A 20380-nucleotide genomic window follows, 5' to 3' on the forward strand; every position below is an offset into this window, starting at 1 on the left:
TCCGGGACGTGGCTCTCGGATACGAGACTAGGTCCGACACGGCATGCTTCACGCATGGAGTTCCAGGACGTCGTACGACGCCGACACATGGTCCGCAGCTACGACGACCGTCCGGTCGACCCGGCGGTCATCGAGCGCTGCCTCACCAATGCCATCCATGCCCCGAGTGCCGGCTTCAGCCAGGGCTGGGCCTTCGTGGTGCTCGACGACCCCGACGGCGTGGACCGGTTCTGGAAGTGCACGGCCGATCCCTCGGCCCCGAGCTCGTGGCTCGCGGGCATGATGCGCGCCCCGATCGTCGTACTCCCGTGCTCCAGCAAGGCGGCCTACCTCGACCGCTACACCGAGCCCGACAAGGGCTGGACCGACCGCGACGAGAGCCGCTGGTCGATGCCGTTCTGGCACCTGGACGCCGCGATGGCCTCGCTGCTGATCCTCCAGACGGTCACGGACGAGGACCTCGGTGCCTGCTTCTTCGGGATCCCGCCGGAGCGGCTGGACCAGGTGCGCAGCGAGTTCGGCATCCCGGACACGCACGAGCCGATCGCCGCCATCACGATCGGCCACCGGGCCGACGGCAGCGCGACCGGCTCACCGAGGCGACGGCGTCGTACTCCGCTGTCGGAAGTCGTCCATCGCGGGGGCTGGTCGGAGTAGGTTGCGCCAGTGACCCTGCGGGACGCCGACTTCGACGTGGTTCGCGACCGTGCGGTCGCCAAGCTCCAGGCGCTGGTGCGCATCCCGACCGTCTCCCACCGCGATCCCACTCTGGTCGACACCGACGCCTTCGACGCGTTCGTCGTCGAGCTGGCCGCGCAGTTCCCGCTGCTGCACGAGCGCCTCGACCTCACCCGCATCCACACCCACGGCCTGCTGTTCCACTGGCGCGGCCGCGCCGACGACCGGCCGGTGGTGCTGATGGCCCACCTCGACGTCGTACCTGTTGAAGGCGAGTGGCGGCACCCGCCCTTCGACGGCGTCATCGAGGACGGCGTGCTCTGGGGACGCGGCACCCTCGACGACAAGGGCTGCCTGGCCGGCATCTGCGAAGCCGTCGAACGCCTGCTGGAGCAGGACCTCACGCCCGCGCAGGACATCTGGCTGTCGTTCGGCTGCGACGAGGAGGTCTTCGGGCAGGCTGCTCCCCAGGCCGTTGCCGAGCTCGTACGACGCGGCGTCCGGCCGTGGTTCGTGCTCGACGAGGGCGGCGCGATCGCCTACGACGCGTTCCCCGGCGTCAATCCTCCGATCGGCGTCATCGGCGTGACCGAGAAGGGCGTCACCTCCCTCGAGCTCACGGTCGAGGGCCGCGGCGGCCACGCGTCCACTCCGGCGAAGATGGGCCCGACGGCCCGGATCGCCCGGGCGATCATGCGGCTCGAGAAGTCGCCGTTCCCGGGTCGACGCCCGCACCGACCCTCGAGCTGATGCGCCGGATCGCTCCGCACGCACCTCGGGCGCTCCGGCCGCTGATGGCCAACGCCGAGCGCATCAAGCCGCTGCTGACCCGCGCCCTGCTCGCCGCCGGACCGGAGTCGGCGGCGATGACGCGCACGACTGTTGCGGTCACGACGCTGTCCGGCTCGCCCGCCCTGAACGTCATCGCGGCCACCGCGACTGCGGGCGTCAACATCCGGATCATGGTCGGCGACACCGTTGCCGGCGTCCTCGACCACATCCGCAAGGCGATCCACGACGACCGTGTGCGCATCGACGTCGTCGAGGCCAACGAGCCGTCACCCGTCTCGCCGTACGTCGACGACGAGGCGTTCGCCCTGCTGGAGAGCACCATCCGGGCCGCCTTCGACGACGCCGTGCCCGCGCCGTACGTGATGATGGCGGCCACCGACAGCCGCACCTTCACCGGGATCTGTGACCGCGTCTACCGCTTCGCACCGTTCCGGATGACCAAGGAGCAGCGCGAGTCGATCCATTCGTACGACGAGCGCATCGGGCTCGACGACTTCGCCGACGGCGTGCTCTGGTACCAGCGCCTGATCGAGGGGATCGCGTGACCACCATCTCTAGCCCGCCGGTCAAGATTCCCGGGCTGGCCGCGATCGTCGGGTTCCTCGTGGCGGTCGAGATCGCATCGGGCGTGCTGCAGGGCTACTACACGCCGATCTTCCCGCAGCTCGCCGACCACCTCTCGATCTCCGAGGGCGACATCAACTGGTTCGAGGCTGCACAGCTGATCCTGTCTGCGCTCTGCATCCCGCTCCTGGCGCGGCTCGGCGACGTCATCGGGCACAAGAAGGTGCTGGTGCTGGCCACCGCGGTGACGGCCCTCGGGTCGTGGATCACCGTCATCGCGCCGTCGTTCACGACGTTCCTCGTCGGCTGGGCGCTGCAGGGCGCGGCCGTGATCTGGCTGCCGCTCGAGGTGGCGATCATCCACCGTCGTACCCGCGACTCCGGTCGCCAGGAGCTGCTCACCCGACGCGGCGCCGCGGTGCTCGTCGGCGCCCTCGAGCTGGCCGTCATCGTCGGCGCACTCACCAGCGGCGCCGTCGTCGAGTCCCTCGACATGACCGTGGTGCTCGCGGTCCCGGCCGCCGTGATCACGGTGGTGCTCCTGCTCATCTGGGTCGGCATCGAGGACACCCCCGGCGACGCGCGGGGCGGCATCGACTGGGGTGGGCTGGCACTCGTCACCGCCGCGATCGGCATCCTGATGGCCGGCCTGATCGTGATCCGCCTCGAAGGTGCTGGATCCTTGCTGGGCTGGGCTCTCGTCGCGCTCGGACTGTTCGCGTTCGTGCCCTTCGTCCGCTACGAGCTGGGCCATCCCGACCCGATCATCGACGTCCGCCTGGTCGCCTCCCCCGGCCAGTGGCCGATCCAGCTGACCGCGTTTCTGTTCGGCATCCCGGTGCTGGGCGGGCAGATCCCGCTGTCGACGTTCGCGCAGGCCGACCCGGCCGTCCGCGGCTACGGCCTCGGCGCCGACTCGGCGTTCGTGTCTACCCTGATCGGGGTCTACGTCATCACGCTGGCGGTCGGCGCGTTCACGTTGCCGCTGACCACCCGCTGGTTCGGAGTACGACGCACGCTGGTGCTCGCCCACCTGCTGGTGGCCCTCGGCTACGCCCTGTGGATCCCCTTCCACGACGAGACGTGGCAGGCGCTGACCAACATGGCAATCGCCGGGGTGGGCTCGGGAGCGCTCGTCGCGTCGCTGCCCGCCGCGGCCGCCGCGACCGCGCCGCCCGACCGCACCGGCATCGCCACCGGCCTCACCAACGGCACCAAGACTCTCGGCGCCGCCATCGCGTCGGCGGTCTTCGCGATCGCCCTGGCGTCGACCGGATCCATCGAGGGAGCGACCCAGGCGGAGGCGCCGTTGTCGGGCTACCTCACCGTTTGGGCCGTCTGCGCGGGTGCCGCCCTGCTTGCCGCACTGGCCCTCCTGGCGGCTCCACGGCACGCGTTCTCGGACACGCGTGATCAGGCGGCCGACGTACCCTCGTGACATGAGCGAGGAGCGGAAGCCCACCGCGCCGGACCGCTCGCCCGAGCGTGACGAACGCACGGGCCGATCGGCCGCCGCAGCCCGAATCCACAACCAGTCCCGCTGGGTCGACCTGCAGGTGCAGCAGGCGATGGAGCGTGGCGAGTTCGACGACCTGCCCGGCCGCGGCAAGCCCATCGACCTCGGAAGCGGCCACGACCCCGACTGGTGGGTCAAGAAGCTGATCGAGCGCGAGCAGATCACCGGCGTCCTGCCACCGGCCCTGGCGATTCGCAAGGACGACCTCGAGCTCGACGGCCGGCTCGACAAGGTCCCCACCGAGCGCGAGGTACGCCGCGAGGTCGAGGAGTTCAACGAACGGGTGCGCAAGGCCATCTACACCCCGCCCACCGGACCGACCGCGCCCCCGGTGATCACGAAGCGGCGCGACGTCGAGGCTGAGGTCGAGGCCTGGCGCGAGCGTCGTACGGCGCGGGTCGAGGCCCAGCGCGCGGCACTCGCCGAGAAGCAGCCGGAGCCCCGCCGGCGCTGGTGGCAAGGGAAACCCTGATGAAACCGCGTGCAAGATACATCGAATTTCGATAGTATCGAGATTCGATGGGTGTTCGTCCCGGGACACCCCGCCGGCTCGGAGCCCGAATGTCTCGTCGCACGCCCCTCTCGTTCATCGCCGCCCGGGGACTCCTCGGGGTCGGCGTCCTGTCCGCCGTGCTGGGCATTCCTCTGGCGATCGTGCAGGCCCTGACCGGCCAGGACCTCAGGCGAGACTTCTACACGGGCTTCTTCAGCGAGGCGAACGGGATCCCCGGGGAGGTGATCCCTGCGGCGCCCGGAGCCTCATTCCGGTGGAACGGCAACGCGGAAGTCATCATCGATGACCCGACGACGAGGCTCGCGCTCACCAACCTGGCGCCCGACATCCTGGTGGTGCTGGCCGTCGGCATCGCGGCTTGGCTGCTGCTGTTCGTCGTCGTCGACGTGCAGCGGGCCATCCCGTTCGAGGTCAACGCTGCCCGTCGCCTGAGGATCTGCTCGGTCGTCGTCCTGGTCACCGCGCTGGCCCACCCGATGCTCTCCTCGTGGGCCGATGTCGCGGTGTACGACGCGGCGGCGGAAGCGGGCGGCATGATGTCGGGGCTCGGGTGGAAACCGGACTGGCTGAGCGTCGTGCCCTGGCTCCTGCCGGCTGCGCTGCTGGCCGCGTTTGCGCGGGCGTTTGGCGAAGGCAGACGCCTCGCGGATGAGACCGCCGGGCTCGTCTAGTGCCCGTCGAGGAGCCGCACCGCATCGTCTGCCACCTCGACGACCTGCTCGCCGAGCGCGGCATGACGCTGACCGCGCTCGCCGAATCCATCGACGTCACGGTGGTGAACCTGAGCGTGCTGAAGAACAACCGAGCCAAGGCGGTCCGGTTTTCCACCCTGACCGCCATCTGCGAAGCCCTCGGCTGTACGCCGGGCGAGCTCCTCGGGCTGCCTGACGACTGAACCGCCCCTTGTAACGCGGAGTTAAGTCCACTGGGACCCCCGCAGACCGGGCGCTCAGTTGCCCTAACTCCGCGTTACATGAGACGAGCCCCCCGTGGGATCCGTCATACCCGTGCGGCGTCACGGAGCGATAAGTTCCGACGCATGCGTTCAGCAAAGGACTTCTTCGCCCCGCTCGCCGTAGGTGCCCCGGCTCCCGTCCGCGAGGTGCCGGCCAGGCCGAGCCGCGCGATCCACTTCTTCGACCCGGGCAACCCCAAGATGGCCGACAAGGTGCCGGGCATGGTCGGAAAGGTGGACGTGCTCCTCGGCAACCTCGAGGACGCCGTCAAGGCCGAGAACAAGGAGATCGCGCGCGAGGGGCTGGTGAGGATCGGCCAGGAGACCGACTTCGGCAAGACCCAGCTCTGGACCCGCATCAACAGCCTCGACAGTCCGTGGGCCCTCGACGACCTGACCACGCTGGTGCCAGCCATCGGCGACAAGCTCGACGTGATCATGGTGCCGAAGGTGCAGGGTGCCGAGGACATCCACTACGTCGACCGCCTGCTCGCCCAGCTCGAGGCGAAGGCCGGGCTCGAGAAGCCGCTGCTGGTGCACGCGATCCTCGAGACCGCGCGCGGCGTGGCCAACATCGAGGAGATCTGCGCCGCCTCCCCGCGCATGCAGGGCCTCTCGCTCGGCCCGGCCGACCTCGCCGCGGACCGCCGAATGAAGACCACCCGCGTCGGCGGCGGTCACCCCGGCTACCTCGTCCGCCAGGACGCGCCGAAGGGCGACCTCGGCCAGACGCAGTACGACGCCCACCGGGCGACGTACCAGCAGGACCTGTGGCACTACACGATCGCGCGGATGGTCGACGCCTGCGCGATGCACGGCATCTACCCCTACTACGGGCCGTTCGGCGACATCGCCGACGAGATCGCCTGCGAGGACCAGTTCCGCAACGCCTTCCTGCTCGGCTGCGTCGGCGCATGGAGCCTGCACCCGAAGCAGATCGCCATCGCCAACCGGGTGTTCTCCCCGAGTGTCGAGGACGTCGCGCACGCCCGCCGCGTGATCGCCGCGATGGGCGACGGCACCGGAGCGGTGATGCTCGACGGCAAGATGGAGGACGACGCGTCGGTCAAGCAGTGCCAGGTGATGGTGGCTCTCGCTGAGGAGCTGGCCGCGATCGACCCCGAGCTCGAGAAGCAGTACGACGCGATCTCGCTGGAGGCCTGACATGGAGCTCGTGCCCCGCCGTTCCGTCCTCTACATGCCCAGCTCCAACGAACGGGCGCTCGAGAAGGCGAAGTCGATCCCGTGCGACGGGCTGATCCTCGACCTCGAGGACGCCGTCGCCCCCGACGACAAGCCCGCGGCCCGCGACGCCGCGTGCGCCGCCGCGGCCAGTGGTGACTACGGCCGCCGCGAGGTGACGATCCGTGTCAACGGGGCCGACACCGAGTGGCACGCCGACGACATCGCCGCAGCCTGCCAGGCCGGGCCGGCCGCGATCGTCGTACCCAAGGTCGACAGCGCCGACGCTGTCCTCGCCCTCGTCGAGGCGATGGCCCGGCACGACGCCCCCGAGCACACGAAGCTGTGGGCGATGGTCGAGACGCCGTACGCCATGCTGCACGCCGAGGAGATCGCGTCGGCCGCCGACCGGCTGACCGTGCTGGTGATGGGCACCAACGACCTCGCCAAGGAGCTGTACGCCGAGCACGTGCCCGGCCGCCAGCCGCTGCTCGCCGGTCTCGGCCTGGCGCTGCTGGCCGCACGCGCGACGGGGAAGGTGATCATCGACGGCGTCTACAACGACGTGAAGGACACCGACGGGTTCCTCGCCGAGTGCCAGCAGGGGCGCGAGATGGGCTTCGACGGCAAGACGCTGATCCACCCCGGCCAGGTCGAGGGGGCCAACACGACGTTCGCGCCGAGTTCGATGGCCGTCGAGGACGCCCGCGGCATCCTCGAGGCGTGGGCGGCGCGCAGCTCCGGCGTCGTCACCTACAACGGCCGGATGATCGAGAGCCTGCACGTCGAGTCCGCCCAGCGCACGCTCGGCATCCACGAGGCGATCGTTGCCCTGGAGGCATAGCGTGTGGGTGTGAGCTCTTCCGTACGGCGCCTGCTGGTGTCGCTGATCGTGGTCGCCGTGCTGGTTGTGGCAGCGGTGGCCTGGCTCGACGACGGCGACGAGCCCGCCGGGCCGGTTGCGGTCGACACCGAGGTCCCGAGCGCGAGTCCGACGACGCCGACTCCTGCTCCGACGCCTGCTCCGACGCCTTCTCCGACGCCTGTGAAGCAACCGCCGAAGACGCCGTTCGAGTGCCTCGCCACGTCGGACGCCATCACCCCCACCAGCATCTCGATCGCCGGCGTGACCACTGGCTCGCCCGTCGTTGCGGTCCCCCGCGGCAGCAACGGTGTGCTGGGGGTGCCGCCGGTCACCAGTGAAGGCAAGACCCAGTTCGCGTGGGACCAGCCCGGCGTCGCCCCTGGCAGCCCGGCCGGAGTGGCCCTCTTCGATGCCCACACCTGGCCCGACGGCTCGGCGCTCGGCAACCGGCTGCTCGAAGGCCTCCAGACGGGTGGCCGGCTCATCGTCCGCGGCGCTACGGGCGAGCACCTCTGCTACGACGTCGCCCGCCGCGACGAGGTCACCGCCGAGACCCGGATGCCGGAGATCTACAGCACCGAAGGGCCGCCGCAGCTGGTCATCATCGTCTGCTCGGGAGTACGACGCGGGCCGGGCGACTGGAGCCACCGCACGCTGTGGTTCGCCAGGCCGGTCTGACGGGGGCTTTCGTCCGGCGTCGCTTCTAACCGGCATTCGCGGTGGCATGGCGCGCCTCTCGCACACCCGCAATCGGCGGGAATAGCGGGCGGGCTACGGGGCCTAGCCGGCCTGCTCCCACATCATCCGTGGTGTGAGTGGGCGGCGACGCCTCAGGCGGGCGCCACTAGCCCGGGGCAGAGATCACGATCGGTGCTTCTGCATCCAGCCGACGACCCACCTGGTGACCCGACCTGCAGCGACCGGCAGCTCGAGCATCTGGGCCCGTGCAAGCAGAACGTAGCGTCTATGAGATTCGCGTGAAGGAGTGCGTCGGCGAATTCCAGGTCCTTAATCCGCCCAGTCACAAGCTTCGCAACGACGAGGTCATGTCGCTCGAGGCAGTGTCCGGACGCGCCGTTCGCTTTTGTCGCTGCTCAGGACGATGACACGGCCATGCCACGGCGGCGTCGACGAGATTGCGTGTGTTAGAACGGCACCTGCTGGCTCAACAGCCCTTGCGAAGGCGCGCGGCCGGAAAGCGCCCGGCAGAACTCGAAGGCGTCCATGGAGATCGGCCCGGCTCCGCCATCGTGGGACCAGGTGCCCCCGGCCGGGCCGGTGAGCTCGAGGGTGTACGCCCCGCCGTGGCGTCGGGCCCATTCGCGGACCACGTCGTCGACAATCACGCCTTCGTGCTCGGCCGTCGCCGGCGCAAGGACGCCGGTCGCGTGGGCGATGTCGATCCGGTGCATGAACGGGTCGCGGGTCAGGATCGTGTCCATCAGGAACCCGATGGTCCACCACTCCTCGCGGCCGTCCACCTCCTGCGCTGCGGTCTGCTTGCGAACGAAGCCCGGCGTACGTGCTCGGCCGCGGGCGGCCTTGGGTCCGTAGGTGCGCATCTTCGCCACGATCTCGCCCGGACTGAGGGACGCGTTCTTCTCGACCTGAAGCGCGGTCAGTGCGTCGATCATCAGTTCGCCGTCGCGTTTGGCACGTCGCTTGGCCGTCAGCTGCTGGCGCATCGTCTCGCGGATCGAGGCGGCCATCTGGGCCATCCCGAGGACGTGACCAGCGATCGCGCGGACGTCCCAGGCGGAGCAGTCGGTGGCGGACGCCCACTGCCCTGGGGTGAGCTGTTCGAGTGTGGTCACCACCCGTTCGTACTCGGTCGTGGCCAGTTGGATCGCGACGTCGTGGTCGAGGGTGGGGGTGTACGGGGCCTTCTGAGAGCCCTGGATCGGTGTGCTGCTCATGGCTGGTTGGTGTCCCTACTGTCGCGGGGGAGGCCTACGTTGTCGGCAAACATGTCGACCGCGCGGTCGACCAGACGTGCCCAGCGATTGCCGCCGGGGTCATTGGCGAACTGCGCGTCGAGCAGCCCGCCCACCAGTGCTGTGTAGAGGTCGACGTCCTCGTCGCGCGTGATTCCGATCGCCCGCAGTCGTTCCCGGAGCCTCTCGATCACAGCGACCGCAGGTGCGTACCCCGCAGCACTGGGTTCAAAGCCGGGAATCGTCCGCTGGTTCATCAGCTGGTGGCGTGCGAGGTCAGCGACGGCGAATCGAAAGAACGTGTGTGCGTAGAGACGCAGCTTGGCGCGCGGTGTCTTGGCGCGCCTGTCCTGGATGGCAAGCATCGTCTCGTAGCAGTCGGTCCATGCCTGCTCGAACATCGCGTCGTAGATGGCGTTCTTCGACGCGAAGTGCGAGTACAGCGAAGGAGCCTGCATCCCCACCCGGGCGGCGACGTCACGGAGTGTGATCTGGGAGAGCCCGTGTTCCCGCGCCATGTCCCAGGCAGCGTCCAGGATCTCTCGTCGGGTCGCCTGACGACGTTCGGAAACCCTATCTCTGTTCGGCGTACCTAACATGACTAGGAGAGTGCTCCTGGGTCGGTCCAGATGTCAAGGGGCGGCATGACCCGCACTGCGAAGGGTCGAGCGTTCATTGGACACACACCGTCGGATGGTAATGAGGCGTGGATGCACACGCCGTACACCGCCGCCGGTGCGCTCGGCGCGCGTGCCGACCATGTCGACAGCGACAGCGTGGTCGAGCTGGTCGAGCTCCTCTGCGACTGCCCCCCGGCCGTTGCCCGTTCTGCGTGCGGCTAGGAGACGCCGACCGGACCATTCGCGGCGGAAGGGCGCACCTCATCGCGGCATGACAACACGTTGGCGGGCACTGATCGATTTGCCGTTCCCAACTCCGGAACACCACCCCGAGCGAGCGCCGGAGCGGGAGAACCATGTCGCCGCCCACGCGGCTGGCGCCCCGGAGCATCCAGCCGCGGGTGAGGGTGCCTTCCGCCTGGCTGGTGCGACCTCCTGGCCTGCGTCGACCATGCCGGGCTGCCGTGCCAGCAGCACACGCAGGTCGTCCTTCGGCGTCCGAGCGCCCCACGAGTTGTACTTCCAAACTCCAGCGGGCACCACGTGTCTGAGGGCGTCGAGCTGGCAGAAGGGCAGTGGCACGGATCGAGCCTGGTCAGCGGGTGCGCGTGAGCCGCCTCGCCAGGGTCGGCACCACGATGGCTGCGGCGACGGTGTGCAGCGTGATCAGGGTGGCCGCGGAGCTGGCGTCGAACCCGAACGTGAGGTCCGGGACGAAGGACAGCGCGGTCAGCGCGACCGCTGTCCGCACGAACGTGGGCCGTGGCCGGCGCGCCCTGCGCGCCATGACGGCAGCGATGCCGACGCCGACGAGCGAGAAAGCCAGCGTCAGCTGCGCGAACCCGGCGATCGGGATGCTCGCGCCTTTGCTGTCGGCGAACGAGACCCCGGCGGCCGACGCGACCGCCGCCAGTACGGTCGTGGCGACCGAGGCGACGACGGCCACGGCGACGCCGTGCTTCCAGACCGGCTGCCGCTCGGAAGTGGACGCCGGCGCGGTGGTGGTGACGTGGGTGGGGACCTGCGGGTGATGGACATGTCGGGCTCCGTTTCCTCGGCTGGCCGCCCGGTGCGACCCGCATATACCCCCTCCACGAACGGGCGGGTCCCGATCCGACAGGTCGCGAGACGAAACGTTCAACGGGTCGACGCGCGGTCACGCAGTTCTGGGGCGGGTCGGGGGCGAGTCCCGGCGGCGCCCGGCGCAACCGGTCCCGTCGGCGATGCCCTGGACGAAGTCGTGGCGGAGCCCGCACAAGAGCGTCCGGTGCTTCTGCGCCAGGGCATCGAACGGGCAGTTCCCTAGGAGGAACCCGATCGCAAAGTTGCTGTGGCAGGTTGTCGTATCGGTGGGATGCCGTTCGTGGTGATGGTGGAAGGCGGTCATCGGGACCGCCCCGAAACTGAGGAGAACTGAGATGACGCACTACCTGCTGACCGTGCACGGCCCCGCCGAGATGAACGAGTTCGGCAACTATGGCTCCAAGGAGGAGATGGAGGAGGCGTTCGCCGCGACCGGCGCCTTCAACGACAAGTTGCACGCCGATGGCTACTGGGTCTTCGCCGGTGGACTCCAGCCGGCGTCGACGGCGACCGTCGTCGACGGCCAGAGCGAGACTCCGGTGATGACCGACGGCCCTTACCTCGAGACCAAGGAGCTCATCGGGGGCTTCTGGGTGATCGACGCGCCCGACCTCGACGTGGCGCTCAAGCTCGCGGCCGAGGGGTCCAAGGCGTGCCGGGGCAAGGTCGAGGTCCGTCCGTTCGACGGCCTCGCCTGAGCCGGCCCGACCGACGACTGATCGATGCTGGGCAGAACGGCGGCCGTCCAGCGGATCTTCCGCGAGGAGCACGGCCGCCCGATCGCCTCGCTCGTGGCCGCGCTGCAGAAGTGGCCGGAGTCCGGCATACCCCCAACCCCGGCGGCTGACGACCCGTCGCCGCGGCCGGGCCTGAGAACGGATTGGCGTCGTATCCGACCGGGTTTCGCCTTCCTCCAGGCATGCATCGCCGGCCGCGCGACGCGCGCCAGCAGCCGGCGCTACCACTAGCGGTGGCCGAGCCCGCAGGGAAACGGGCTCGGTCGAGGTAGACGGTCGTCAAGCCATCTCGGGGACGTGCAGGTGCGCGTAAGCGAGGTCGAACTCGTGCACGTCGACGATCTTGCCGCCTGCGTCGCTCGCGGCCCGGCGGCGCATGTCGTCGGCCGAGACGCGGCTAGCTTCCATCGCGTCGCGCGTCTCCCAGGCCGTGGTGGCGCAGCCCAAGCCGGCCGACTGGTTCACCAGCAGACTGGCGCTGCAGAATCCAGGGGTCTGCTCGAGCTCGGGAAGGATCCCGATCCGGAACGTCTCTGTCATGGCATCGAGGTCACCCTGCAGCCAGCTGACTCGGCAGCATTCGCCGTGATGGGTGCGGTGCATGACGGCGATCTCCCACTCGTCCATCTCCACGGAGCCGCCGAGGATCTCGCGCCCGCGCTCGCGGATCGGGCGAAGTTGCTCGTCGCTGGCGCGCATGGCGGCCTCGCTCTCCCATGAACTGGTTGCGATGCAATGCCCGGTCTCGCGGTCGACCAGCATCGAGAGGCCTCGACAGCCCTCGATCTTTTCGAGCATGGGTGAAGCCTCGTTCTTGACGAACGCAGTGCCCGCATCGATGTTGGCGGGCCTTCCGTGGAATGTGGTGGAACGTGCGTACACGGCCCACTCCTCTCTGGGACGGGACAGTGCCCGGTCCGGCACCGCCGGTTGATCCCTGCTTACTCCTCTGAGCGCGAAGACGCTAGACCCTGCTCTTCGGTCTCTTAAACCTGTCGGGGCAGCGCGCACCGGCTCAGCTCGCCGACGTGCGCGGGACGGCGCGGAGCGCACGAGCTCGCGGCTTGGTTGATGCACGTCCTCGAGCGCGGGGCCCGCGACAGAGGCGGATGGCTTCGGACGAAGGCGAGCGCTCCGAGAAGGCTTAGTAGGTTGATGAACTCGCCGCCCGAGCATGGGTTCCGCCACCGACACCCAGTGTCCATGGGCTCGTTCGTGCGCGGCTGGATCAACTTCGAGTTCACCGTGTATCGCGGCGGCAAGACGCTTCCGGCAGCAGCCGAGGCGGATGGCGTTGCCTGGCAGGCGCGGTGATGGTCGGCCGGTGGAGCGGCGCTACCGACTGGACTGATCGGCGAGCCAAGAGGCGATGGTCGGCAGGACCAGGTCGAGCCGGTCGAGCATTCCGGTGTGGTCGAGCCCGGGCATGACGTCGTACTCGACGCCACGTGAGGCCAGGTCGCGCCCCAGTTCGTCAGGGGACAGGAGTGAGGACAAGACCGCGTCCCGCTCGCCCCACCAGGCTCTGACCGGGCAGTCGACCTCGGCCAGCGCTGCGTGGGGCAGTCGTCCGACGTCGTCCCAGAACGCGACCGCGGCTTCGGGGTCGTAGGCCGCCATCAGCTCCGCCCAAGCCTCCGGGTCTTGGCGCGCAGCTGCGTTGCGCCCGCGCGCCCGTTCCGCCATGTCGGTGAGGTCGGCGGTGAGCGGGAAACCGCCACAGGCGACGGCGGAAACGCGCGGGTTGCCGACGGCCAGCCGCGCGGCCATCGCACCGCTCATGGAGTACCCGAACGTGGCATAGCGCCCAATCTCGAGGTGATCCAGAACGCGCCGGATGTCAGCGACGAATCGTGGCCCGCGATATGAGCCCGGCCGAGCGCTCGGCCCGAAGCCCTGTGGTGCCACAATCACCATCCGGAACCGGTCAGTCAGCGCTGACAGGTTCATCTCGGTCCAGTCGACGTTGAGTCTCGGCACCACCACCGCCGGACCATCGCCCGCCTCCGACCACCAGATCCCGTCCAGCTGCGCCACCGGTCCAACCTAACGCCGTCGCGAATCGCGGCCAGCCGATGGGAGGGCCGACGGCGCGTGTCGCGGCGAGATGACGCAGGCGCTCAGGCGGCCGATGACCGAGCAGACGTTCATGCCTTAGCCTCGATCCACCGATGGGCAGGGGCTGAGCGTCCGCGGTCGCTGAGGCGGGGTCTTCGAGTGTGTGGGCGTGGCCGACCGTCTGGCCTCGCTGCCAGGTTGTTCCGGGTTGGTCGTTGTGCCGGTGTCGGCTGGGGGTGGTCAGGTCGTCGGTGCCGGTGGTGGTCCGCAGGCCCGGGTGAACAGGTCGCTCCAGGCGGTCTCCCAGGGCCATCCGGTCGGGAGGTGCAGAGTCACTCTTCGTGCCGAGGAGGCGACCCGGGCGGGCACGGCGATCAGCTTGCGGCGGATGGTCGCGGTGGTGGCTTTGGCGAGTCCCGGGCCGGTGATGGTCGCGGCTGCTCTGGTCAGGTTGAACGCTATGACGGCCAGCACGAGCCAGGCGGCGTTCGCTGCGAACTTTCCCGATGGCAGATGCGCGAGGGCGGAGCCCTTGAGGTCGGAGTGGACCTGTTCGATGATCGCGTGGCCGCGGTGGGTCTTGTCCGCGGCCACCGTGCCGGCCACGGCCGGGTCTGTGGTGGTGAAGAAGGCGTGGAAGCGCCAGGTGTCGAACAACGTCTCCTGACCATTCTTGGCGGACGTGTTGAGGTCGGGGATCCGGCGGACCACGAGCCGTCCGGTGACTTGGTCGGCTTTCTTCTTGGAAGTGAACGCGGTGAACGGAATCTCGGCGACCTCGGCGCGGGAGACCCACGTGTTGGTGGGTTCATCGAAGACGGCGTCGGTGTACTCGATGGTGGTCCAGGCATCGTCACCGATGGTGGCGATCGCCGCCTTGACCTTGGGATCCATTCGCACGGTGACCGAGATGTCGGCGCCACCGCGCAACGCCGCGTTGACCACCTCGGCGCCGTAGAACGCGGAGTCGGCTCGCAGCATCGGGCGCAGATCGGACTTGGCGGGCAGTTTGCTGGTGGTCTTCAACGCGTCGGCGACCAGGCGTTTCGCGCCCCGCGGTGAACCACATGATCCCTTCCGGAGCCGGTGGGCCACGATCACCGGCGCGGACTGGCTCGTGGACACGACAGCGAGCAGCGCGTTGAGCCCACGCACGCCGGAGTAGCCGTAGCCAGAGCCCTGCTTGGCGTGCCCGTGGACCTCGACGATGGTGTCGTCGATGTCGATCATCACCCGCTCGCTGGTGTCAGGTGAGGTCACGATCAGCGGTGCCTGCTCGGCCAGCCCGGCCAAGAACCTCGAGGCGACAGCGTCGAGCTGGCGGACGTGGCCGAAGCTGAACGTGCGCAGGAACGAACCCAGCGTCGAGGGCGCGTAGGCGTTCGTGAACACCCGGCCCATCCCGCCGTGACGGAGCAGCGCCATGTCATCGATGCTGTCCGCGCCGGCGACCATCCCGGCGACCAGCGAGGACACCTTCAACCCCGCGTTCGCGCCCTTGTCGGTCGGCACAGTGAGGTGGGCTTGGGCCAGTTCCTGGAGTCCCGCGGATCGGGCCAGCGCGAGGACCGGGACCAGCCCGGCCGACGACACGAGATTGGGATCATCGAACACTGCCGACGTGGCACGGGGCGTGTGGCAAAGTTGCATCTACGAGATGCCCTTCGTCTTGGTGAGAATTGGGACCCTGAAGAAGTCCGATTTTCCCAGCACGTAAGGGCATTCTCACTTCACGACGCGCTCACAACCTCAAGCTCATCGGTGGATCGAGGCTTAGCCTCGATCCACCGATCGGCTGTGAGGGAGTCAGTCGGCGGTGTTGACGGCGGCTGCGCAGATTCTGGGCGTGGCTGAACGCCGACCTCGCTGCCGGGTTGTCCTTGGGGTCCTTGGTCGTGCCGGTGTCGGCGGTGGTCAGTTGGCCGCGGTCAACGGCGGGCCGTGGCTGTGGGCGAAGAGTTGTAGCCAGGCGTCCTGCCAGGGCCACGCGGTCGGTAGGTGCAGGGTGACCCGTCGGGCCGAGGATGCGATCCGGGCGGGGACTGCGATCAGCTTGCGGCGGATCGTGGCGGTGGTCGCTTTGGCCAATGCGGGGCCGGCGAGGGTGGCGGCGGCGCGTGTCAGGTTGAACGCCATCGCGGCCAGGACGAGCCAGGCGGCGTTGGCGTTGAACTTCCCAGACGGCAGGTGTGCCAACGCGGATGCTTTGAGGTCGGCGTGGACTTGTTCGATGATCGCGTGGCCGCGGTGGGTCTTGTCCGCGGCCACGGTGTCGGCCACCTCGGGGTCGGTGGTGGTGAAGAACGCGTGGAAGCGCCAGGTGTCGAACAGTGTGTCCTGACCATTCTTGGCGCCGGGGTTGAGGTCGGGGATGCGGCGGACCACGAGCCGACCGGGGACCTGATCGGCCATCTTCTTCGAGGTGAACGCGGTGAAGACGACCTCGGCGACCTCGGCGCGGGAGACCCACGTGCTGGTGGTTTCGTCGAAGACGGCGTCGGTGTACTCGATGGGGGTCCAGGCGTCGTCGGGGATCGAAGAGATGCTGGCTTTGACACGCTTGTCCAGGCGCACGGTGACCGAGACGTCGGCGCCACCACGCAGGACGGCGTTGACGATTTCCGCGCCGTAGAACGCGGAGTCGGCTCGCACCAGCGGCCGCGGGTTGGACCCGGACGACGACTGCTTGGCGGTCTTCAACGCGTCGGCGACCAACCGTTTCGCGCCCCGCGGTGAGCCGCACGAGCCCTTCCGGAGTCGTTGGGCCGCGATCACCGGTGCCGAGGTCTTCGTGCTCACGGTGGCGAGCAGGGCGTTGAGGCCGCGCACACCGGAGTAGCCGTAGCCCGAGCCCTGCTTGGCATAGCCGTGGACCTCGATGATGGTGTCGTCGATATCGATCATCACCCGCTCCTGCACCGCGTCGCTGACCTGAACCAGCGGTGTCTGGGCAGCAAGTCGGCCCAGAAACCGGGACGCGACCGCGTCGAGTTGGCGGACGTGACCGAAGCTGAACGCGCGCAGGAACGAACCCAGCGTCGATGGCGCGTAGGCACCTACGAACACCCGGCCCGTTCCGCCATGGCGCAGCAGCGCCATGTCATCGATGGAGTCCGCCCCGGCGACCATCCCCGCGACCAGCGAGGACACCTTCAACCCGGCGTTCGCGCCCTTGTCGGTCGGCACGCTCAGATGCTTCTGGGCGAGCTCTTGGAGTCCTGCGGACCGGGCCAGAGCGAGGACTGGGACCAGCCCGGCCGACGACACGAGATTCGGATCGTCGAACACCGCTGAGGTCGCGGCCGACGTGTGGCAAAGTTGCATCTACGAGATGCCCTTCGTCTTGGTGAAATTGGGACCCTGAAGAAGTCCGATTTTCCCAGCACGTAAGGGCATTCTCACGCTGGCCCGATCCGCAGGACTCCACGAGCTCGCCCAACAGCACCTCACTGTGCCGACCGACAAGGGCGCCAATGCTGGGTTGAAGGTGCCCTCCCTGGTCGCCGGGATGGTCGCCGGCGCGGACAGCATCGATGACATGGCCCTGCTCCGCCATGGCGGAATGGGCCGGGTGTTCGTAGGTGCCTACGCGCCATCGACGCTGGGTTCGTTCCTACGCGCGTTCAGCTTCGGTCACGTCCGCCAGCTCGACGCGGTCGCCTCGAGGTTCTTGGCCCGGCTGGCCGAGCAGGCACCGCTGATCGCGACCTCAACTGACACCCGCGAGCGGGTGATGATCGACATCGACGACACCATCATCGAGGTCCACGGCTACGCCAAGCAGGGCTCGGGCTACGGCTACTCCGGCGTCCGGGGGCTCAACGCCCTCCTCGCCACCGCGAGCACGAAGACCTCGGCGCCGGTGATCGTGGCCCAGCGGCTCCGGAAGGGCTCGTGTGGTTCACCGCGGGGCGCGAAACGGCTGGTCGCTGACGCGTTGAAGACCACCAGCAAACTGCCCGCTGAGTCCGATCTGCGCCCGTTGGTGCGCGCCGACTCCGCGTTCTACGGCGCCGAGGTCGTCAACGCCGTCCTGCGTGGTGGCGCCGATGTCTCGGTCACCGTGCGAATGGATCCCAAGGTCAAGGCGGCGATCGCCACCATCGGTGACCGGGCGTGGACCCCCATCGCCTACACCGACGCCGTCTTCGATGAACCCACCGGCACGTGGGTCTCCCGCGCCGAGGTCGCCGAGATTGCGTTCACCGCGTTCACTTCCAAGAAGAAGGCCGATCAGGTCACCGGACGGCTCGTGGTCCGCAGGATCCCCGACCTCAACCCGAGCGCCAAGAACGGACAGGAGACGTTGTTCGACACCTGGCGCTTCCACGCCTTCTTCACCACCACAGACCCGAACACTGCTGACACCGTGGCCGCGGACAAGACCCACCGCGCTCACGCGATCATCGAACAGGTCCACGCCGACCTGAAGCACGCAGCGCTGGCGCACCTGCCCTCGGGCAAGTTCACTGCGAACGCGGCCTGGCTCGTGCTGGCTGTGATGGCGTTCAACCTGACCCGAGCAGCCGCGACCATCACTGGCCCGGGACTCGCCAAGGCCACCACCGCGACCATCCGCCGCAAGCTGATCGCCGTGCCCGCCCGAGTCGCGTCATCGGCACGAAGAGTGACGCTGCACCTCCCGACCGGATGGCCCTGGGAGACCGCCTGGACTGACCTGTTCAACCGGGCCTGCGGACCACCACCCGCACCGACGACCTGACCCCCGCCGCCACCGGCACGAGGACCAACCTGGAACGACCTGGCAGCGAGGCCAGACGGCCGGCCACGCCCACACACTCGAGGACTCCGCGTCAGCGACCGCGGACGCTCAGCCCTGCCCATCGGTGGATCGAGGCTTAGCTCCTGAGATTCGGGTCAAGTGAGGTTGAGCGGTGCCAAGCAACCATATGGGCCGAGAAATCGGCTCGGACTGGTTGCTCAGCCACCGCCCAATCGCGGGAGGTGCGTCACGCGAGGTGGTTGCCCAGCGCGTCGAGCAGTCCCCGGCTGCCTTCCTCGCGGTTCGGGCCGTCGGGCCAGAACTGGTCGAGGAAGACGCCGTGCTCGACGTGCGTGAACCGGGTGCCCTCGTCGATCGGCTCGAACTCGAACGACGCCACCGACGTCGACATGTGGACCCCGTCGAGCCACATGTCGTAGGTCGTGACGATGCGGACGTGCTCGACTATGTCGGTGTAGGTGGCCTCGTACCGCGAGACCGGACCGTCGTGAAACGTGCCCTCGGCGACGTCGCGTCCGCCGACGCGGAAGTCGAACGCCCACTCGCCGGGCTCAAAGGTGTCGCCGGCGCCGAACCAGTCCAGCTTCTGGTCCTCCTCGGCGAACGCGGCCCAGACGCGGTCGGGGGGAACGGGGTAGTCGCGGGTCAGGGTGAACCCGGCGCGGGCGAGGCGGCGTTCGGTCGTCATGTGTAGGTCCTATCGCGTGAAGGTGACGTGGGTCGTGCCGCTCTCGGCCACTTCGGTCGTCACCTTGTGGGTGAGTTCGAGGCCACGCAGGTCGTCCCACAGTCGAGTGCCCCGGCCGAGCAGGATCGGGGCGATCATGACGTGCAGGTCGTCGACCAGGCCGGCGCGCAGGAAGTCGCGCGCGGTGCTGACGCCACCGCCGACGCGCACGTCCAGGCCGCCGGCGGCCTCGGTCGCCTCGGCGAGCACGTCCTCGATTGCGGTGCTGCGGAAGTGGAACGTCGTTCCGCCCTGCATCGGGATCGACGGACGCGGTGCGGTGTGGGTGAGGACGTAGACCGGGCTGCCGAACGGCGGCTGGTCACCCCACCATCCCTTCCAGTCCGGATCGTCGGGGAACGTGTGCAGGCCGAACATGGCCGCGCCCATGATCTCGGCGCCGATGCCCTCGAAGTGCGCGGCGGTGTGGGAGTCGTCGATGCCGGTCGTGCCGGTGCCGCTGGTGTCGCCGAGGACGCGCTCGTGGAACGTGCGGGTCGCGGCGTAGGCCGCCGTGAGGCGCCCCCAGTCCTCACCCATCGGATTCTCGGGGGCGTGGTCGGTCGTCGAGGTGTAGCCGTCCAGTGAGGCGAACAGGTCGATGCGAACGCGGGTCATGTCAGGTTTCCTTCGGGTGGGTGCGGGTCAGGTGGATGCCGAGCCGGTCGGCTTGGCGTTCTGCGTGGGTTCGTTGCTCGCCGAGCCACAGGTGTAGGACGTCGAGGGCGCCCGGTCGCAGGGTCACGGTGCGGACGCGTCCGTGCTTCTGCGACGTGACCAGTCCCGCGTTCTCGAGGACGCGCAGGTGCTGCATGAGCGAGGGCAACGCCATCGAGAACGGTGCCGCGAGTTCGGACACGACGGCTGGGGACTGCGCCAACCGTTCCACGACGGCCCGGCGCGTCGGATCCGCGAGAGCGCGGAGCACGGAATCGAGCTCGTCGTAATACTTAGGCACACGTCTAACTATTGTTGATGGGCAGGGATTCGTCAACCGACTCCCTAGTCGCCTTCATCGAGTCAACATCCCGACCTGCGTTCGCACGGGGCGAAATCACCGACCACGACTTCAGGTCCACGACCATGTGCCTTGCCGACGCTTTCAACGCCTCCGCTTACGAATGGATCACACGCGAGGAGCGGCCGGCGAACGACGTCCTCGACGAGGCTCGCCAAGCTCGCACTCGTCCTGCTTGCGGGGTAGCACTCGCCGCTGGCCAAGAGCCCGCGGCTCGCAGATATGGGTGCTTACGCGGCGAATAGACGCACTAGCCCGGATCGTTCACGGGCCCGTGGGCTGATCGGCGTGTAGAAGCACGGAAGTGCCTGCCCAGCAGGGGAAACTTGGACTTGCGACGGTTCAAGTTTCTCTGCTTGGAAGGCACTCCGTAGGTGAAGCGTACTTCGTGGT

At 68.7% G+C, this 20380-nt stretch carries 24 protein-coding genes; 14 read left to right on the forward strand and 10 right to left on the reverse strand.

The window, feature by feature from the left end:
* Nucleotides 1–54: 54 nt before the first annotated feature.
* From H4Q84_RS11280 to H4Q84_RS11325, 10 genes are all read left to right on the forward strand, one after another.
* Nucleotides 55–657: a nitroreductase family protein gene (locus H4Q84_RS11280; protein ID WP_248583483.1), complete on the forward strand. Its 603-nt coding sequence runs from the start codon at nucleotides 55–57 to the stop codon at nucleotides 655–657.
* Between the two features lie 9 nt (nucleotides 658–666).
* Nucleotides 667–1428, forward strand: coding sequence for a M20/M25/M40 family metallo-hydrolase (locus H4Q84_RS11285; RefSeq protein WP_248583484.1), 762 nt, complete (start codon nucleotides 667–669; stop codon nucleotides 1426–1428).
* A complete protein-coding gene (locus tag H4Q84_RS11290; RefSeq protein ID WP_248583485.1) occupies nucleotides 1428–2015 on the forward strand; it encodes a M20/M25/M40 family metallo-hydrolase in 588 nt (195 codons plus the stop codon). The genes H4Q84_RS11285 and H4Q84_RS11290 overlap by 1 nt, the downstream gene beginning before the upstream one ends.
* The gene (locus H4Q84_RS11295) at nucleotides 2012–3472 is read left to right on the forward strand and encodes an MFS transporter (RefSeq protein WP_248583486.1); all 1461 of its coding nucleotides are present in this window, start codon (nucleotides 2012–2014) and stop codon (nucleotides 3470–3472) included. Before H4Q84_RS11290 ends, H4Q84_RS11295 begins: the two co-directional genes overlap by 4 nt.
* Nucleotide 3473: 1 nt before the next feature.
* Nucleotides 3474–4022: a DUF1992 domain-containing protein gene (locus H4Q84_RS11300; RefSeq protein WP_248583487.1), complete on the forward strand. Its 549-nt coding sequence runs from the start codon at nucleotides 3474–3476 to the stop codon at nucleotides 4020–4022.
* An 89-nt stretch (nucleotides 4023–4111) separates the two neighbouring features.
* A complete protein-coding gene (locus H4Q84_RS11305) occupies nucleotides 4112–4735 on the forward strand; it encodes a hypothetical protein (RefSeq protein WP_248583488.1) in 624 nt (207 codons plus the stop codon).
* Nucleotides 4735–4959, forward strand: a complete 225-nt coding sequence (locus H4Q84_RS11310) for a helix-turn-helix transcriptional regulator (protein ID WP_248583489.1) — start codon at nucleotides 4735–4737, stop codon at nucleotides 4957–4959. Before H4Q84_RS11305 ends, H4Q84_RS11310 begins: the two co-directional genes overlap by 1 nt.
* A 144-nt stretch (nucleotides 4960–5103) precedes the next feature.
* Nucleotides 5104–6183: a CoA ester lyase gene (locus tag H4Q84_RS11315; protein ID WP_248583490.1), complete on the forward strand. Its 1080-nt coding sequence runs from the start codon at nucleotides 5104–5106 to the stop codon at nucleotides 6181–6183.
* A 1-nt stretch (nucleotide 6184) separates the two neighbouring features.
* Nucleotides 6185–7045, forward strand: a complete 861-nt coding sequence (locus H4Q84_RS11320) for a CoA ester lyase (RefSeq protein ID WP_248583491.1) — start codon at nucleotides 6185–6187, stop codon at nucleotides 7043–7045.
* Between the two features lie 9 nt (nucleotides 7046–7054).
* Nucleotides 7055–7744: a class F sortase gene (locus H4Q84_RS11325; protein ID WP_248583492.1), complete on the forward strand. Its 690-nt coding sequence runs from the start codon at nucleotides 7055–7057 to the stop codon at nucleotides 7742–7744.
* 467 nt (nucleotides 7745–8211) lie between these two features.
* Here H4Q84_RS11325 and H4Q84_RS11330 read toward each other — a convergent pair whose 3' ends face one another.
* A complete protein-coding gene (locus H4Q84_RS11330) occupies nucleotides 8212–8982 on the reverse strand; it encodes a maleylpyruvate isomerase family mycothiol-dependent enzyme (RefSeq protein WP_248583493.1) in 771 nt (256 codons plus the stop codon).
* Nucleotides 8979–9599 (reverse strand): TetR/AcrR family transcriptional regulator, encoded by a 621-nt coding sequence (locus H4Q84_RS11335; RefSeq protein WP_248583494.1) that lies wholly within the window; start codon nucleotides 9597–9599, stop codon nucleotides 8979–8981. Before H4Q84_RS11335 ends, H4Q84_RS11330 begins: the two co-directional genes overlap by 4 nt.
* Nucleotides 9600–9710: 111 nt before the next feature.
* Between H4Q84_RS11335 and H4Q84_RS23155 the strand changes: the two genes are divergently transcribed.
* On the forward strand, nucleotides 9711–9842 hold the full coding sequence (locus tag H4Q84_RS23155) for a hypothetical protein (RefSeq protein ID WP_282580333.1): 132 nt from the start codon (nucleotides 9711–9713) through the stop codon (nucleotides 9840–9842).
* A gap of 373 nt (nucleotides 9843–10215) precedes the next feature.
* Here H4Q84_RS23155 and H4Q84_RS23160 read toward each other — a convergent pair whose 3' ends face one another.
* Nucleotides 10216–10761 (reverse strand): DUF6069 family protein, encoded by a 546-nt coding sequence (locus H4Q84_RS23160; RefSeq protein ID WP_282580334.1) that lies wholly within the window; start codon nucleotides 10759–10761, stop codon nucleotides 10216–10218.
* A gap of 277 nt (nucleotides 10762–11038) precedes the next feature.
* On the opposite strand from H4Q84_RS23160, the gene H4Q84_RS11345 reads away from it, so the two are divergent.
* Together H4Q84_RS11345 and H4Q84_RS11350 are read left to right on the forward strand one after the other, a co-directional pair.
* Nucleotides 11039–11401 carry a YciI family protein gene (locus H4Q84_RS11345; protein ID WP_248583496.1) on the forward strand — a complete coding sequence of 121 codons (363 nt, stop codon included), beginning with the start codon at nucleotides 11039–11041 and terminating at the stop codon, nucleotides 11399–11401.
* 24 nt (nucleotides 11402–11425) lie between these two features.
* A complete protein-coding gene (locus tag H4Q84_RS11350) occupies nucleotides 11426–11671 on the forward strand; it encodes a hypothetical protein (RefSeq protein ID WP_248583497.1) in 246 nt (81 codons plus the stop codon).
* A gap of 48 nt (nucleotides 11672–11719) precedes the next feature.
* Here the strand turns inward: H4Q84_RS11350 and H4Q84_RS11355 are convergent, their stop codons facing one another.
* The 4 genes from H4Q84_RS11355 to H4Q84_RS11370 all read right to left on the reverse strand — a co-directional run bounded on the left by H4Q84_RS11355 (nucleotide 11720) and on the right by H4Q84_RS11370 (nucleotide 16822).
* On the reverse strand, nucleotides 11720–12202 hold the full coding sequence (locus H4Q84_RS11355) for a hypothetical protein (protein WP_248583498.1): 483 nt from the start codon (nucleotides 12200–12202) through the stop codon (nucleotides 11720–11722).
* Nucleotides 12203–12775: 573 nt separating this feature from the next.
* Entirely contained in the window at nucleotides 12776–13477 is a 702-nt protein-coding gene (locus H4Q84_RS11360) for an alpha/beta hydrolase (protein ID WP_248583499.1), read from the reverse strand.
* 261 nt (nucleotides 13478–13738) lie between these two features.
* Nucleotides 13739–15148, reverse strand: a complete 1410-nt coding sequence (locus H4Q84_RS11365) for an IS1380 family transposase (RefSeq protein WP_248579608.1) — start codon at nucleotides 15146–15148, stop codon at nucleotides 13739–13741.
* Between the two features lie 264 nt (nucleotides 15149–15412).
* Complete coding sequence (locus tag H4Q84_RS11370) at nucleotides 15413–16822, reverse strand: IS1380 family transposase (protein ID WP_248583500.1); 1410 nt, start codon at nucleotides 16820–16822, stop codon at nucleotides 15413–15415.
* A 49-nt stretch (nucleotides 16823–16871) separates the two neighbouring features.
* On the opposite strand from H4Q84_RS11370, the gene H4Q84_RS11375 reads away from it, so the two are divergent.
* Nucleotides 16872–18221 (forward strand): IS1380 family transposase, encoded by a 1350-nt coding sequence (locus H4Q84_RS11375; protein ID WP_248583641.1) that lies wholly within the window; start codon nucleotides 16872–16874, stop codon nucleotides 18219–18221.
* A gap of 247 nt (nucleotides 18222–18468) precedes the next feature.
* Here the strand turns inward: H4Q84_RS11375 and H4Q84_RS11380 are convergent, their stop codons facing one another.
* From H4Q84_RS11380 to H4Q84_RS11390, 3 genes are read right to left on the reverse strand one after another with little or no spacing between them, the layout of a single operon-like run.
* Nucleotides 18469–18930 (reverse strand): SRPBCC domain-containing protein, encoded by a 462-nt coding sequence (locus tag H4Q84_RS11380; RefSeq protein ID WP_248583501.1) that lies wholly within the window; start codon nucleotides 18928–18930, stop codon nucleotides 18469–18471.
* Nucleotides 18931–18939: 9 nt separating this feature from the next.
* Nucleotides 18940–19587, reverse strand: coding sequence for a dihydrofolate reductase family protein (locus H4Q84_RS11385; protein WP_248579474.1), 648 nt, complete (start codon nucleotides 19585–19587; stop codon nucleotides 18940–18942).
* Nucleotide 19588: 1 nt separating this feature from the next.
* Nucleotides 19589–19927 carry a metalloregulator ArsR/SmtB family transcription factor gene (locus H4Q84_RS11390; RefSeq protein ID WP_248579473.1) on the reverse strand — a complete coding sequence of 113 codons (339 nt, stop codon included), beginning with the start codon at nucleotides 19925–19927 and terminating at the stop codon, nucleotides 19589–19591.
* Nucleotides 19928–20380: the final 453 nt, after the last annotated feature.

The organism is Nocardioides sp. InS609-2 (assembly GCF_023208195.1).
Taxonomy (GTDB): domain Bacteria; phylum Actinomycetota; class Actinomycetes; order Propionibacteriales; family Nocardioidaceae; genus Nocardioides.